The organism is Methanobrevibacter wolinii SH (genome assembly GCF_000621965.1).
Taxonomy (GTDB): domain Archaea; phylum Methanobacteriota; class Methanobacteria; order Methanobacteriales; family Methanobacteriaceae; genus Methanarmilla; species Methanarmilla wolinii.
The window spans coordinates 21,690-40,140 of record NZ_JHWX01000015.1; the positions used below are offsets into that span (position 1 = coordinate 21,690).

Annotated in this window: 8 protein-coding genes and 1 pseudogene; 7 read left to right on the forward strand and 2 right to left on the reverse strand. The window is 23.1% G+C overall.

Annotated features, from left to right (window positions below):
* Positions 1 to 263 precede the first annotated feature (263 nt).
* From T523_RS02075 to T523_RS02115, 7 genes and pseudogenes are all read left to right on the forward strand, one after another.
* Positions 264 to 7,094, forward strand: coding sequence for a DUF3320 domain-containing protein (locus T523_RS02075; RefSeq protein ID WP_042707261.1), 6,831 nt, complete (start codon positions 264 to 266; stop codon positions 7,092 to 7,094).
* Positions 7,095 to 7,974: 880 nt separating this feature from the next.
* Positions 7,975 to 9,738, forward strand: coding sequence for an excinuclease ABC subunit UvrC (gene uvrC / locus T523_RS02080; protein ID WP_042707262.1), 1,764 nt, complete (start codon positions 7,975 to 7,977; stop codon positions 9,736 to 9,738).
* A 567-nt stretch (positions 9,739 to 10,305) separates the two neighbouring features.
* A pseudogene (locus T523_RS08820) lies at positions 10,306 to 11,365 on the forward strand (transposase).
* Between the two features lie 409 nt (positions 11,366 to 11,774).
* Complete coding sequence (locus T523_RS02100) at positions 11,775 to 12,911, forward strand: right-handed parallel beta-helix repeat-containing protein (protein WP_156929578.1); 1,137 nt, start codon at positions 11,775 to 11,777, stop codon at positions 12,909 to 12,911.
* Positions 12,866 to 14,140, forward strand: a complete 1,275-nt coding sequence (locus T523_RS02105) for a hypothetical protein (protein ID WP_156929579.1) — start codon at positions 12,866 to 12,868, stop codon at positions 14,138 to 14,140. Before T523_RS02100 ends, T523_RS02105 begins: the two co-directional genes overlap by 46 nt.
* Before the next feature lie 289 nt (positions 14,141 to 14,429).
* A complete protein-coding gene (locus T523_RS02110; RefSeq protein ID WP_042707267.1) occupies positions 14,430 to 15,167 on the forward strand; it encodes a 4-phosphopantoate--beta-alanine ligase in 738 nt (245 codons plus the stop codon).
* 223 nt (positions 15,168 to 15,390) lie between these two features.
* On the forward strand, positions 15,391 to 15,939 hold the full coding sequence (locus tag T523_RS02115) for an AAA family ATPase (RefSeq protein ID WP_042707268.1): 549 nt from the start codon (positions 15,391 to 15,393) through the stop codon (positions 15,937 to 15,939).
* Positions 15,940 to 16,438: 499 nt separating this feature from the next.
* Here the strand turns inward: T523_RS02115 and T523_RS02120 are convergent, their stop codons facing one another.
* Together T523_RS02120 and T523_RS02125 are read right to left on the reverse strand one after the other, a co-directional pair.
* Positions 16,439 to 17,122 (reverse strand): diphthine--ammonia ligase, encoded by a 684-nt coding sequence (locus T523_RS02120; protein WP_042707269.1) that lies wholly within the window; start codon positions 17,120 to 17,122, stop codon positions 16,439 to 16,441.
* Between the two features lie 181 nt (positions 17,123 to 17,303).
* A complete protein-coding gene (locus T523_RS02125; protein WP_042707270.1) occupies positions 17,304 to 18,338 on the reverse strand; it encodes a ribonuclease H-like domain-containing protein in 1,035 nt (344 codons plus the stop codon).
* Positions 18,339 to 18,451 lie beyond the last annotated feature (113 nt).

Genomic DNA, 18,451 nt, shown 5'->3' on the forward strand with positions numbered 1-18,451 from the left:
ACAAACTATTTTCCTAAAATAACAATTAAAAATTAGAAATTAAAAAGCAATAAACTAGTTTCTAATAAAATAACCATATTAAATTCATTATTTTCTATTTATTTTTAATATTATAGTAAAAAAATATAATATTAAAAACTATTTAGTAAAATATATTAAATATATAATACATAATAAATTACACTATTATTTTATCTATATTTCTTGTATATAAAAAAATTATATACTTATTTTTATTTAATTTATAATAACTAGGGGTAACAATGGGTAAATCATCTTCAAAAAAAATAAAAAAAGAGTTTAAAGATTTAAGAAAAAATCTTCTTGATTTAACATTAAGGAATCAATTATTGAACTTTAAAGATCGTAATCAAACTCTTTCATTCCCTAATCAAAAACCAACAAATGTTTATAAAAGACTTGTCTTACAAAACAAGAAAATGAATTTTGTTCCAAAAGGTAAGGATAAAGAGAACTCATCTAAATGGAGTCTACATAAACCAGAGATTTTTTCAGATGATAAATCCTTAGAAACTAATCTCACTCCTAATGAATTACAAAAAAAATTATTTTATATTAATAACCAATCTAAAACAATGCTTCAAGAGCAAGGTTATAATATTTTATATATTGCAATTGGTTTTTTAAGATGGTTTGATAAACATAAACCTAAAAAAGCTAATCTTGCACCTTTAATTTTAATACCTGTAGCTATGGAAAGAAAACAAGCAGGAAATTCTTTTGTAATTAGATGGACTGGTGAAGATATTCAAACAAATATTTCACTTAAAACTAAACTTGCAGAAGATGGAATAAAAATCCCAGATTTTGAAGCTAAAAACTATGTAGAAGCTCCAAGCCAATATATGGATGAAATTAAAAAAGCTATTAGATTCAAAGGTAATTGGAAAGTTACAGACAAAGTTGCATTAGGTTTCTTTTCATTTACTAAATTTATAATGTATAATGATTTAAATCCTGAAAGTTGGGGTGATGATGTAGATTTAACTAATCATCCACTTATACAAGCAATATTTGATCCATCAGTTAATGATACAGAAAGTTTTGATGAAAATGATGTAGATAAAATAAATTATAAAGATATGTATCAAGTTTTAGATGCAGATTCATCACAGATTGCTGTTATTGAAGATGTTAAAGCTGGTCGTAATCTTGTTGTTGAAGGACCACCAGGAACAGGTAAATCTCAAACTATTGTTAATTTAATAGCAGAATTAATTGCAGATGGTAAAACTGTTTTATTTGTATCTGAAAAGATGGCTGCATTAGAAGTAGTAAAAGATAGATTAACTGCAGTTGGACTTGGAAAATATATTTTAGAATTACATTCACATAAAACAAGACGTAAAAAATTTATTAAAGAACTTAAAAAATCTGCAACAGTACGTTCTACTAGTGATAAAAATATTGATAGAACTATACGTAAACTTGAAACACTTAAAGTTCAATTAGATGATTATGCAGAAATAATACATAAACCATTATATTCTATTAGTTTATCTGCTTATGATTTATATGGAAGAAAAGAATTTGCAGAAGAATATTTTAAAACAGAAGGTAAAATATTACCTCTTGTTAGATTTGAACACCCTGAAGATTTAACAATGAAAGACCTTGATGATATTGTTTTATCTCTTGAAAATCTTGCAGAATTACATGGTACTATTAATAAAGATAATCCTTGGAGTTATTGTTCACCAAAAAGTTTACTTCCAAGTGATTTAAGAGAAATACAAATATTAATTGCAGACTCATCAGAAGCTCTTGATAGATTTAATATTGAAGCAGATATTGCTGAAGAAAATTTTGGTATTAAAAAGGCTAAAAATTTAAGAAATCTTGATAAAACAATTAAATCTTTAGATTTCTTAGATAAAGAAGTACCAATAATAGATAAAGATTTGTTAAGTTCATCTGCATGGGATAATCCTAAAATTGCTGAAAAGTTAATTAATGACTTAGAACACTATCAAAAATCTGCAAAAATATTAGATAAGTTTAATCCTACAATACTTAATGTAGATATTAATAGTTTAATAAATACAATAAAAGAAGGATCCCATAAGAAATTTAGACTATTTTCTAAATCTAATACTAAAGTTGTTGAAGAATTTTATAAAGGGAAAGTTCCTGGAGATTCAGCGGTTATATCTGATTTAAATGCAATTAAAAAGTTTAAAGAAGAGAAAACTGAAATTGAAAGTGAAGATACCATTGGAAAATCATATTTCTCAAATTATTGGTCTTTAAATGCAGATATTAAAGAACTTAAAAAAATTTATAATTGGATGTTTGAATTAAAACAATATCTCAATGAAGATATTTTTACAGATAAAGTATTTGATTACCTTACAAATGATTTTAAAACAACATCTATTAAAGAATCATTGAAAGATTATATTAAAGAAGGAAATAATTTTAGACATGAATTACATAAACTTCAAACAACTTTAAAACCAAATACAAAAGTAATATTTAAAAAAGATGCTGAAGATGTATTATTCACTGAATGGGTAAACCAATTTAGTAAATGGAATGGCCATTTCTCAAGCTTACATTTATGGAGTCAATATTTAAATACTAAAAATAAATGTATGAATTCTGAAGCTAAATTATTTATTAATACTATTGAAAAAAGGAATATTAAAAAGGATGAAGTTAATGCATTAGTTTCAGGAAATTTTGCAGATAGTTTACTTAATAAAGTATTTATAGATAATCCTGAATTAAGTTCCTTTGTTGGAGAATTACATGAAAACCGTATTAAAGAATTCCAAGATTTAGATAGAAAAATTTTAAAATTAAATCAAAAAAGAGTATTTAATAAACTTAATAAAAATATTCCTAAAATCTATGGAGGAGCAAGTAATCCTGAGGCTAAAATCCTTGCTGGAGAATTTACAAGAAAAAGTGGGCATCTACCAGTTAGATCACTTCTTGAAAAAACAGGAGATATCATTAAAAAAATCAAACCTATATTTATGATGAGTCCATTATCTATTGCTCAGTATCTTGATCCAACTAATCCAAAATTACAATTTGATGTTGTTATCTTTGATGAAGCAAGTCAAGTAAAACCTGAAGATGCTCTTGGTGCATTTATGCGTGGTAAAACAGCAGTTGTTATGGGAGATACTCAACAATTACCACCTACAAGTTTCTTTGATCAAATTGCTGATGGAGACTCACATGAAGAAGTAGCTAGTGCTAATGATATGGAAAGTATTTTACATCTTTGTAAATTATCTTTTCCTGTTAAAATGTTAAAATGGCATTACAGAAGTCGTCACGAATCACTTATTGCTGTATCAAATAGAGAATTTTATGATAACCAATTACTTGTTTATCCATCTCCTTCACATGATGATCCAGAATTAGGTCTTAAATTTAGATATTGTCCAGATACAATATATGAAAGAGGTGAAGGTTCATATAATCGTGGAGAAGCTAAAGAAGTTGTTAAAGAAATATTTAAACACTTTGAAAAATATGGGGACAGTAAAAGTTTAGGAGTAGGTACATTCTCAGTTGCTCAAAGGAATGCAATCTTAGAAGAACTTGAAGTTGAACGTAAAAACCATCCTGAACTTGAACCATTATTCTCTGAAAACAGACCAGATAGATTCTTTGTTAAAAACCTTGAAACAATTCAAGGTGATGAAAGAGATGTTATTCTTATTAGTGTAGGTTATGGTTTTGATCAAAATAGAAAAATGTCTTTGAACTTCGGTCCTTTAAATCAAGATGGAGGAGAAAGACGTTTAAATGTACTTGTTACTCGTGCAAAAGAAAAATGTGTAGTATTTTCTAACTTCAGATCACATGATATGCATTTAACTGCTAACCCACCATTTGGTGTACGTGCACTTAAAGAATTCTTAGAATATGCAGAAAGCTTAACTATTGGAAATATTCCAAATGAAGATGATACTGTAGAACCATTTGAAGAAGGAATATATACTTTCTTAGTTGATAATGGATATACTGTTGATAAACATGTTGGTTGTGCAGGTTTCAGAGTAGATCTTGCTATTGTAGATGAGAACAATCCTGGAAGATATATCTTAGGTATTACTACTGATGGTAAAATGTATGCTTCAAGTAAGGTTGCACGTGATAGAGATAGACTTAGAGAACAAGTTCTTGATGGTTTAGGTTGGAAATTATACCATTTATGGTCTACTGATTGGTATAGAAATGAAGAAGCTTCTAAAAAACGTCTTTTAGATAGAGTTCAACAAGCAAAACTTGATATTATTGAAGATGATAAAAAACGTGCTGAAGAAGAACGTAAATTCCAAGAAAGAATGAAAGCCGAAAAAGAAAGAAGACTTGAAGAAGCACGTAGACTTAAAGAACAAGAAGAAAATGAAGTTAAAGAAACTACAGATGACTTTAAAGAAATTAATGATAATGATGATAATCAAAATATAAGAAACAATACAGAAATTGAAATAAGTAATATACCAAGTGATACTGAAAATAAAATAAGTAACTTAGCAGAAAATAATGATACAAATAATATTACTGCAGATAATCATTTTGAAAACAAATATACCACAAAACCAAAAGAAAATAATAGTAATTACAGAAATACAAAATCTAATTATGAAACTAAAGAAGATATTGCTCGTGAAGAAGCAAGATCTAGAGAATTAATAAATCAATTTTCAAATAATGAAGATTCAAAAAATGAATACATTAATGAAAATGAATCAAATGATGTATATGATGAACTTGAAGAACCATTAATTGTTAATAATGATTTAATATCTCAACTTAAGAAAGAATCTGAAGAAGAAATATTAACTAGTAGTCAAAATAATGATAGCTTTATTAAAAATAATGATAATAGTCAATATGACAGAATCAATAAATTAAATAGTAAACTTGAAAAATCTTTTAATAAACTTGGTGAAGCAGAAAATAAACATAGAAATTCAATTTCTGAATTTATTGGTTCAAAGATTTCTAATATAAATAGAAAAAATGATAATGAATCATTTGAAGATATAAATAATTATAATCAAGAAACAGATTATAATACAATAAAAGATATTAATGAAAAAGAAAATGATTTAATTGATGAAGATTTCAAAACTACTAACGAAACAAATCAAGAAACAGATGAAAATACATCTAATACAGACAAAAATATTGGCAAAAATTCAAGAAATATACTTAATACAGATAAAAATATAGAAAATACAAGAAATATACCTAATACAGACAAAAAAACAAGAGATATACATAATACAGAAAAAGATAATATTAATCCTGAAGAGAAAATTCTATTTTCTGATGATGAATATGAATATGTTGAAGTTCCAAGTAATAGGAAACTTAAAGATGGAGAAAAAGAAATCTCAAATGATGAAATGAAACATATTGAAGAAATAGAAGAAGAAAATACAAATAATGACGAAACAATAATTTATGATAACGGAAAAATGAAAGAAGATACTATTGAAAACGGAAAAATACCTAAAGTCCACTTTAGAAAAAGATTCAATAAAATCAATGATAAAGTGGATAGTGATGATCAAAAATTAGAGGAAATGATTAACATTATTGTTAATAATAAAGATGACAGTCCTTTAAATACTTACAGTGAAATATCAGAAAATAAACCAGCAATTAGTAAAGATTCAGATTTAAACATTATAAATGATAATGATATAAATCTTAAAACTAACGATAAAAAAGATAACATAAACTTAGAATATAAATCAGAAGATGAAATTGATAACTTATTTGATGATAAAGAAATAGATGAAGATCAAGAAATCATTAATGAAATAATGAATTCAAATGATTCTACTAATGTAGTTACTAAAGATTATGAATCAAATACTTATGATGATTCTAAAAATAACCCTAATGTAATTACTGAAGATTATGAATCAAATACTTATGATGATTATTATACAGATACTGATTTTAATAATCCTTTAAGAAAAAACAATGTTCAATATGATATTGAAGATAAAGATGATGAATCAATAATAGACAAAATATCTAAATTTAAAAAAGAACTTGAATATATTAATGATTCATTAAAAGAAATTGAAAATAATACACAACCTAAAAAAACACATGTAATTGATAGAACTACTGAATTTAACTATGATGACTATGATAATTCAAATGATGAATTTATTCCATTAGAAGATAATGAAGAATATGTAGATAATCATAATGACTATGATGATTATACAACATATTCTAATGAATATATAACTGATGATACTGTTATTACTAATGATATTCCAGAAAATCTAATAAATAATGTAAATAATCACAATAATGAAAAACTTCAAGAAAATTCAATAAATAATACAAACAACCACAAACTTCAAGAAAATTCAATAAACAAAGTAAACAACCATAATAATAAATTAGAATCAGAAAAATTAGAAGAAATCATTGAAGATGCAGATAAAGATTATAAAAAGATTGAAAATGAAAGAAAAAAAGAATCAAATAGTCTTAAAGCATATGATAATAGAACATTACCAAATAAAGATAAATCAATGAAAGATTATATTAAAAAATATAATGAATTTAAAGATTTACCATTAAAAACACAAGATGATGTATATGATAAACCAATATCATTTATTGCTGAAGTAATATCACAAATAGTTGATGTTGAAGGTCCAGTTCATAAGGATATAATTATTAAAAGAATTAAAGAAAGTTCTGGAATTAAAAGAGCAGGATCTAAACTTAAATCTACAGTTAATGATGGTATAAAATCAGCAGAAAATGAAGGTTTAATATATATTGTTGATGATTTTTTATATTCTAATAAAAATCAAGAAATACAAGTTAGAAAACGTTCTAAACCAAATATTGATTTAATTTCTGATGATGAAATAGGAGCTAATATTAAATTAGTTCTTATATTTAAAGAACATTTAACTGATGAAAAATTAACAAGAGCAGTTGCTCGTAATTTTGGTTTTAAATCAACATCTAAAAAAACTGCTAAGAAAATTAATTCAGTAATTGACTTAATGTTAGCAAAAGAAATATTAGAACTTGTACAAGGAGAAATACAACTTAAATAATCTCCAAAGTTTTAATATTTAACTTTTTTTTAATTTTTAATATATAATAAAATTTAATTAGTTTAAGGAATATTAAAAACTAAATTAATTAATAAGTATATAGAATTTGTTTTAATAAACCTTTTTTAAAAAAGTCTTAAATTTAATTTTCAATTATAAAATGAAGTCTAGATTTTTATAAGAAGTATTTTCTAATAGTTTATAATGTTAATAAATCAATTTAGAGCTTAATATATTTAGTTATATTTAAAATTAATACTTTTAATTAATTAAATAATTTAAAATTATATTAAAATTTTCTTAATAATAAAAAATATAAGAAAATTAATACAAAAATAGGAATTTATTTAAAATTAAGTTAATATTTATAAAAAAAGGTTTAATAAAATAAATAAGAATGATTATAGAAATAAAAAAAAGGTTTAATATACTTTTTAAAAAAAAACATACGTTTAAGGGGGTGAATATGTATGATTTTCTATAATCATCCTATTAGGTATAAGAATAAATCTCATACCTAATAATTTATAAATATTTTATAACATATAAAGCTTTTGATAATTTTTCATAAATACATAAAAGTTTAATTAAAATCAATGAAAATGTATAAAATTTTTTATATAAATTATACAAAAACAAAAGAAAGAATAAGATTTTTAATTAAATTAATAAAATTTTTAACAATAAACTAATAATTAATAAATAAAAATAAGATTTATTAAATGAAATTTAATTTACTAAAGATATTTTTAAAAAAAAAATTTAAAAAACTAATAAATAAAACATTTAAAAACTTAATATAAATTAGAAAAAACAATATTAATAAATAAAAAAAAATATTTTATATATTTATTATAATAAAATTAAGGAAAATATTACAATGGCAACAAAAGTAAAATCTCCAGATAATTTACCTCTTAAACCAGGTGTTTACATTATGAAAGATGTAAACGATAATGTAATATATGTAGGTAAATCTAAATCTTTAAGAAAAAGAGTAAAATCTTATTTTAAAGATAAAAAAGATAGACCAAAAACTTATGTTTTAATGCAACACTTTAATTCCTTAGAATATATTGTAACTAATTCTGAAAAAGAAGCTTTAATCTTAGAGGCAAATTTAATTAAAAAATATATGCCAAAATATAATATTCGCCTTAAAGATGATAAAAAATATCCATATGTTAAAATAACAAATGAAGATTTTCCAAGATTAATATTAACACGTAATATATCTAAAAATGGAACATATTATGGACCTTTTACAGATGTTAAATCTGTACGTTCTACTGTAAAATTCTTAAAACAATTATTTAAAATTAGAACTTGTAAACATATGGATGGACCTTGCTTAAATTACCAAATTGATTTATGTTATGCACCCTGTGATGGTAGAATAAGTAAAGAAGAATATCATGAAATTATTGAAAAAATTGATTTATTTTTTCAAGGAAGATATAATGATATATTAAAGAATCTTAAAAATGAGATGAAAGAAGCAAGCCAAAATATGGAATTTGAAAAAGCAGCCGTACTAAGAGATCAAATCAAATCAATTGAAGAGGTTATGGTTAAACAATTTGTTGATGAATTAGATGATGATCTTGATCAAGATGTAATTGCTTCATCAGAAAATAAAGACACAACAATAATTGTTGTTTTATCAATTAGAAAAGGAAAAATTATATCTAAAGATGATTATTTAATGGATAATACTAAAAATCAAGATATTTCTGAAGTATTATATAGTTTTATACAACAATACTATGGTATTAATCGCCATATACCTAAAGAGTTAATAATTGAAGATAATATTAAAGACAAAGAATTAATTATTGAATGGTTAAGTGATTTAAGAGGAAATAAGGTTAAAATTACAAATCCTCAAAAAGGTAGAAAATTACGTCTTATTCGTATGGCTAGAGGAAATGCTGAAATTATTAAAAAACAAAAAGAAAAAGTTAATAATTCACTTATAGAACTTCAAAATTACCTTAAACTTAAAAATGTTCCACATGTTATTGAAGGATATGATGTAAGTAATATTTCTGGTACATTACAAGTAGGTTCTAAAGTTAGTTTCTTTGATGGAAAACCAAATAAAAAACAATATAGAAGGTTTAAATTAGAAACTCCTGGACCTAATGATTATGGTATGATGAGAGAATTACTTACAAGAAGATTTGAGTCATTAGTTGGTGAAGAAGATTATAAAAAACCTGATTTAGTACTTATTGATGGTGGTAAAGGACAATTACATATTGCAGTTGAAGTATTAAATGAATTAGGTTTAGATGATATACCAGTAATTGGCCTTGCTAAAGAATTCGAAGAAGTCTTTGTTCCACAATCTAATAAACCTATTATTATCCCACATAATAAAGAATCATTACATATTCTTCAAAGAGTAAGAGACGAAGCACATAGATTTGGTGTTACTTATCATAGAAAATTACGTTCAAGAAAACTTACTGAATCTGAACTTGATCATATACAAGGAATTGGTAAAAAACGTAAATTATCTCTTCTGCGTGATTTTGGAGATATTGAGGGTATATCTAAAGCAAGTGTTGATGAACTTAGTGATATTGAAGGAATGAATAAAAAAGCTGCTGAAAATGTTTATAATTATTTTCACAACTAACTTAATAATTTAATAATACTAAAAATTACCAAAAAAATTATAATTAATTTAACAACTAAACGAATAAATTAACTATACTAAAAATTATTAAAAACACTTAATAACAACTTCACAACTAAGCTAATAATTTAATAATACTAAAAACTACTAAAAATATTACTAATTATTTCTACAAGAAATAAAAATTTTATTTAATAGTATATAATAAAATTAAGAAGTATTGATATTTACAATGAATAATACTTTAAATCCAAAATAAATTTTATTAACTATCTTTAAATGTAAAAATCATTTCTATCTTATTTTTTTAATAAAAAATTATTATTTACAACTTTAAATAGAAAATATTATCTCATTAAAACTATTTAATTAAATTGATAACTTTTTAGGGGCCTGAATTTTTGACTTATTTTTAAGCCCTCATTTTTCTTATTTTCATAGTTTTAATTATTGTATATTCTTGTTTTGTAATAATACAATTGAAAAATTAGTAATTTAATAAAAAAAGGTCGTTTAAACCAATAAATTTAAATAATAAGTGCAACAAATATATATTTGGTAATAAAAATGTTGCATAACTTAAATCTTGATAAAAACGACCCAAATTATATTATATTAGACAAAATATTTAAAATTATTGGTTCTAGAAAATCAAAACAAATATTTTCTTCCAATGATTTTAAAAACCATAAAAAATTAGATACAATAATCAAAACAGAATTTATAAGCATATTTTTCGATTTACCATTTGATTTTGTTGTAAAAAATCTTAAAAACAAAGAAGAATTAAGAAAATATTTTAAAATCAATCAAGTTTTAGAAGCTCAAGAAATATATGACTACTTCCAAAAAAATTCAGTAGAAAATTATACAGATTCAGTAAACAGTGCATTAAAAGCTTTTAGTAACTATAAAAGAAGAGGAAAAAGGACTTTTATTGTTGATGCAACACCAATAGACTTAGATTTCAATTTTAACCGTAAAAAACAATCCAAAGAAAAACTCGCAAAAATGGATCTTAAATAGAGCTATTCTTCTTCCAAAGGATTTTATATTGGATTTAAAGCAACATTTGTACTTGATTACGATTCTATGACTCCTGTTGCAATTTTATTCCATTCTGGTGCACCCAACGATGCAAAACTTTTTGAAGAAATAATGAAAGAATTGCACAGAAGACGAATAATAAGAAAACAAGACACATTAATCTTTGATAAAGGATATTACAGTCTCACAAATTACCAAATTGGAATCAGCAAATACCAAATCGTTCCTCTCATTTTCCCTAAAAAATTTCTAAACATAAAACACCTAGATGATATTTTAAGCTACTCATTAAACATATTTAAAAATAAAAAAAGATTTAAACAAAAATAAAAGATTATTTAAACGATTAAAAAAAGAATTAATCAGTAAACTCATGAATTGGAAACATTACAAACCAATAAGAGGTAAAATCGAAGATTATTTCAAAGTACTTAAAAATTCATTAGAAATGAGAAAAATACACAAATTTACACCAAAATTAGTGAAAAAAACCTTATATTTATATGTATTATTAGGAACACTACTTGTACAGAACTCAGATACATCAAAAACAGACCTACAAAAGCTCTCACAAATGTAAAAAAAATTCAGGCCCCTAAACTTTTAATTCTTTTTTTAATAACTTTTAATTAAATTTTATAAGAAATCTAGATTTTTTAATAATTTTTATTTTATAGAAAATTTAACTGTTTTTAAAAATATAAACCTTTAAAATTCATTTATCCCCTTTTAAAATTTCTATTTTAAATTTAAATAAGCTTAATAATACTTAATTTAATTTATAAATACATTTTTTATATATAAAAACTAATTTTATATTTATATATATATATATATATTTATATAATACAAAATGAATAATAATATATAATTAACAGTTTACTGTTAATTAGTTGAAGATAGGAAATTAGATTACTATATTAAATAGATTATTTGATTTCCCTTTAATTTTTTAATATAAATAATCAAACAAAAAGGAGGTGAAAATAGTGAAAAAAGTGAGAATGAGTTTATTAATCTTCATTGTTTTATTTATAAGTATTGGTACAATATATGCAACTGATAATTCAACAAATGTAGATTCTGAAGTTTTAAATAGTCACAATACAACAAATATTGAATTAGCAACCAATAATGTTAATGCTCCAGATAATACTCTTGGAGATACTGGAAATCCAAAATCATTTAAGGATTTACAGAATCTTATTGATACAAATACAAATGGTATAATTAATATTAATGATGATTATAAATTCGATTCTTCAATTGATGATAAAAATGGAATTAAAATTACCAAAAATCTCACTATTAATGGTAACAACCACTTTATAGATGGAAATAATGAAGCTACCTTATTTAATATTACAAATTCAACTGTTACAATAAATGATTTAACTCTTGAAAATGGAAAATCCACTGATTTTGTAATTAGTGGAGGTATTACATCAACAGGAGATGAATTAATTATAAATAATTGTAATTTTACTAGTAATGTTGCATATACAACTGGTGGAGCAATATTTACAAAATCTAAATTAACAATTATTAATAATTCAAACTTTAATTATAATGATATAGATACTAATAATTATCCACATGATGGTGGAGCAATATATGCAGATGGTTTACTTATTGTAAATAACACTAATTTTGAAGTTAATGGTGCAAATATGGATTGTATTGGAGTAATTAATGTAAAACGTGATTTAACTTTAGATAATTGTACTTTTGATACAAATCTTGTAGGTGCTGTTCTTGGAGAAAATATTAGTGCAAAAAATTGTGTATTTATAAATAATTTAAATGAAAAATCTGGAACTCTTGTTGGTACTAATATAAAAGTAAATAATTGTGATTTCATAAATAATGAGGCTAATCGTGGAGCAGGTATTTATGGAGATTATGTTACAGTAAATAATTCTAGATTCATTAATAATACAGGTCATTCTACAACAAATAATTTAGGATCTGGAATTTTTTCAGATAACGAATTAAATGTATCTAACTCCCTATTTTATGGAAATACTGTAAATTATCGTGGTGGTGCAATACTAGCTAATGGTCTTGCAAATATTGATAATTGTACTTTCATAGAAAACAGTGCTCAAAAGCTGGTGGTGCAATAAGTGGTAATAATGTGAATATTAATAATAGTAAATTTATTAACAACACATCATGGAAATATGGTGGTGCAGTTTTCGTTGTAAATGCTAGTATTAATAATTCTAATTTTACTGATAACTATGGACAAGATTATGTCTCAATAGCTACATTAAGTAATTATACTATTAAAAATTCAAATAATAATGATAATATCTTATCATTAAATTTAACTGAAATTACTTATGCAAAATATAGTGACTTAATAAAATTCAGTAATGGTTATTATGGATATTGTATTGAACCATATGCTAATACAGGTGGTAGTGGTTTTGCGATAGATGATTTAAGTTTTCTTACAAACATAAATTCTGGTGATGATGTTTCTGAATATCTTAAAATATTTATCTGGTATTATTATAATAATACTAATGCTACACCAGGATTAGATGGATATTTACCTCAACAATATTTATCCGAATTCACACAAAGAAACTTTTACTCAAGCAAATATCCACCTATAATAAAGGTAATTGAACTATATGATAGTGGATTTAGAGTACCTACACATAATGCTGTTAAAAAACTAGATAATGGTTCATATATGGTATTTAACTTTAAAACTTTCTTAACTTCCAATTCTTATCAAAATTGTATAATGTTTAATGTAAGTTATTTAGATAAATTAGATACTCATATGAAAGTTGAAAAAATCACAATTACTCCAGTAGTTAAAATAGGAAATAAAACTATTTTCACTATTTCTGTAAAAAATGATTGTAATTATACCTTACATAAAGTTTTTGTTAGTGAAGATAAATGGGACGACGGTTTAATCTATGATTCATGGGATATTAATAATAATTGGAACTATTCCTTTATTAATAATAAACCTACATGGACATATAATTATGATTTAGCTCCTGGTGAATCTGCAAACTTTACAGTATACTTTAATACTACTAAAGTAGGAAACTTTACAAATTATGTAACTGCAAATTCTGAAGAAACACCAAATATTACAGCTAATAATTCAACTAAAGTTGTTAATAATACCACTCCTCAAAATAACACAAACAAAACTGAAAACCCAAAAAATCACACAAATAAAACATTTAATCCTATTAATAAAACATCTAATCATAACAATAGTACAATTAAAGTCTTAGATAACACTCCTAAAACAGGTAATCCATTAATAATTTTATTAATTAGTATTTTATGTTTAGGAATTATTCCATTTAAAAAACATTAAATTTTTTTAATAATTATGTATTAATAATACATAATTATTCTTCTTTTTTTAAATAATATTAGTAAATTTTAATTTAGTACTTCTATTAATCCTTAATAAAGTATTAATGAAATTTAATTTATTACTGCTATTAATTTCTTAATTAAACATAAATGAAATCTAATTTATTATTAATACTAATTTCTTATAAAATATTAATGAAACTTAATTTAGTAATTATATTAAAATTAATAATTTATAATGATTAATAATAAAAAATTATATATGCTCTATAATTAAAAATATTATTATGATACCTAAAAATCATCCAAGATATGAGTCTTTATTATTAAGACAGAAAGTAAAAGATGCATTCTTAGACGGCTATTTAGCTGATTCTGGAATGATTGCACATGGTAGAGGAGAAACATTTGATTATTTAATTGGGGAAAAAACAGTACCTGCAGCAGAAAATGCTATTAAAGCTGCAGTAGCAAGTATCCTTCTTGCAGATCATCCAGTCTTATCTGTAAATGGTAATACAACAGCTTTAGCTATTGATGAAGTAATTGAACTTGCAAATATTACAGATAGTAATATTGAAATTAACTTGTTTTACAGAACAGAAGAACGTGTAGATAAAATCACAAAATTATTTAAAGAACATGGATATGAAGATATTTTAGGTACAAATTATGATGATTTATACTACTTTGATAAAATAAAAAATCCAAGAGCAACTGCTAGTAAAAAAGGAATATATATTGCTGATGTAATTCTTGTTCCTCTTGAAGATGGAGATAGAGCAGAATTATTAAAAGAAGCAGGCAAAAAAATAATTTGTATTGATTTAAATCCATTATCAAGAACGTCTAAAATGTCTGATATTTCTATTGTTGATAATGTTGTACGTGCAATTCCTTTAATGAGTAAGATTGCTAAAGAATATAAAAATAAAGATAAAGAATTCCTTCAAAAAATCATTGATGAGTACGACAATGAGAAAAATTTAGAAGATTCTTTAAATTCAATGAAAATCAAAGCATAAAAAAGTATTAATAATATTAATAAATCTTAATTATTTTTAAGAAATTATTAAAAGATTTATTTAAAAACTAAGCTTTCAAATTATTTTTAATTATTTAACTTAAAAATAAATATTTTTTAAATTAATAAAATAACTTAATTTTTATAAAAATTATCTTAATTTTTTAAATAAAATTTCTTAAATTTGATTTTTAATTCTAAAAAATTGTTTAAATGGTGTTATAATGGCGAATGTTATTGGAGTATCTGGTCTTCCAGGATCTGGAAAAACATTAATATCTACAAAAGCAAAAGAAAGAGGAGCTATTGTAGTTAAAATGGGGGATATGGTTAGAGAAGAAGCTAAAAAAAGAAATGAAGATACAAGGATTACAGCAATAGCTCTTAGAAAAGAACATGGAAAATATGCTGTTGCTAATTTAACTATTAATAAGGTTAGATCTTTAATTGAAGCAGAAGATAGTCTTAATAATAAACTTATTGTAATTGAAGGAATTAGAAGTCCATATGAAGTTAATTTATTTAAGGAAAATTTTAATGATTTTAAGATAATTGCAATATTTGCTCCGCCTTCACTTAGATTTGAAAGATTAAAAAAAAGGAATCGTGCTGATGATTCACAAGAATTTGAATCTTTTAAAAAAAGAGATCAAGATGAATTAGGTTTTGGGATTGGAGATGTTATTGCAGAATCTGATAAAATGATTATTAATGAAGGTAGTCTAGAATCTTATGAATCACAAATTGATGAACTTTTAGATAAATATTTCTAATTTGATATAATAACGTAATTTTAATATTTAAACATAATAATATTTTTAAATTAAAATTAGCTCTTTATTAAAAAAATAATCTTTTATTTAAAATAAACTTTATGAGTTAAAATAGATATATTTAAATATTATATTATATTATATATTAAAATAGGTCTTATATTAAAGATTATAAGTAATTACCACCTAACCACCACCCAATTACTTATATTTCTTAAATATTGGACCTAATTTTTTATTCAATTATTAAATTTCTTATTTTAAACTTTTTATAAATAATTTGAATAAGTATAAAACTTGTTTATAAAAATTGAACTATTTTTATTATCTTAAACAATCTTTTTTTAAATAGCTAAAATATACACCGTAAATACTCTTATTAGCTATATTAATACTTATTTTAAATTCTTAATTGGAATTATTAAATAAAAAAATAGCTAGGAAATATTTTAAAATAAGCATAAAATAATTAAAAATATAGAAAATAAATTAATTTAATTTAATCCTTATCTACTAATTTTGCATCTTTAATAATATATGTACCATTGTCTACATGCCAATCTATATCTGCATCTAAAATTTCAATTTTTTTATTAAAAATTGGACCATCAAGTACAAATGTTTCAGCTTCTCCACCTTCAAATGCAAGGTTTATTGGTACTTTTTCATTTATTTTTTTTAAATCAGAAATAAGATCTTTACTAATATGTCTTCCAAGATAATCTTTAGTAAGACCATATGCAAATACACCACATATTATAACATCAAATCCACAATCTATAATATGGTTCATATATTCTTCTTCATTTACATGCCAATATGGTGATATAATTTTAAGTCCTACTTCATTACCTAATTTTTCAATTCTAGATTTCTGATAGGTAGAGTATAATGCACCTGTATAAATAGCTTCAATTCCTCTATTTTTAAGTTTTTCAAATTGAATTTTTAAATCTTTAAGTTCTTCTTCTTTGACTCCTTCAGTTTCAGCTGTTATTAATGGTATATCTACAGCTTCAGCAATTAAACTTGTTAAGTCAATATTAGGTACATGAAACATATATGATGATGAGTTTTTACTTTTCATTGAAAGAAGATATTCTACATTATCACCATTTTTTATTGCACTATATAATGCCATTGTACTGTCTTTACCACCTGAAAAAAGTATTGCAGATTTCATATTTTCACTTAAATTATTTTATATTATATATTCTAATTATCTTTATTAATAAATATCTTACTTACTAAAATTAAAATCATTAACCATCTTTACTAATAAATATCATATTTAAAAGTTAAAATCACCAACTATTTTTACTAATAAATATCCTTATAGAAATTAATATCTCTAATTAAATATTCTAAAAGTTAATATCATTATAAATTCTCATAAAGAAGTCAGCAAGAGATTTTACATCTAAACGATTATGTCTTACAATAGGTATTAATGGACCAATATTCTTTGTTGAAACATAATCTTTATAGTATCCTGGTATATATTGTCCTGGAACATCATTAAATCTTTCAAATCCACATATATATGATTCAACAGTTGGAAGTTTACAATTTTCAAGTATATCTTTATACATCTGTCGTGTATAATATAATAAATCATAGTTTATATGTTTATTATATTTTATACCAAAGTAATTTGCTCTATTTTTAATATATGGTATATCAAAACTTTTACCATTATAACTTACATGTATTGAATCATCATCAAGATTTGATAAGTATCCAGATATTATTGCAGCTTCTTCAAGTCCATCTCTTTGAAGATATTGTTTTACTGTGATTTTATTGTTTTTAATACTTGCTATACCAATTAATATAATTGGAACATTTGAAAGACCTAATGTTTCTATATCCATAAATTTATAGTTTTCAATATCTGTATATGCTGCACACATCATAGGATTTGAATCTTTAAATTTACCATTATTTTCTAAATAGTTATATAATTCTTTAAATTCACCATCATTTATTGTTTTAAGAATTTTATCTGCTTCTTTTTCATATTTATCTATTTTTCTTAGATCTTTTAAGTTATTTATACCTTTGTTTTTAAGTTTTTCTTCTTTTACAGGACCTATACCAGATACTAATTTTAGATTATTAATTAATTGATTATCTATATTATTTCTTTTTAATTTAAAATTAATATCATATTTATTTGTAATTTCTAAACTATTTCCATAATCAGTGTTTATTTCCTTAACTCCTTTAAAGTCAGAAAAATCGTATCCTTCATATCTTTCTAATAATTCTTTTTCAAGATTCTTATAATATGTACTTGAGTTTAGATAATTTCTATTATATGTTTCTTTTGATGGTGACTGGCTACTTAATGAATTTTGAAAGAATTCCTCTAATACTCTACTTTTATAATCTGACATCTTATCAACTTAAATATTATATTAAATAAATAACTGTTGAAAATTATGAATTTCAACAAAACAATAAATTATTAATAATTAAATTATTTAACTTATTAAATATATAAATAATC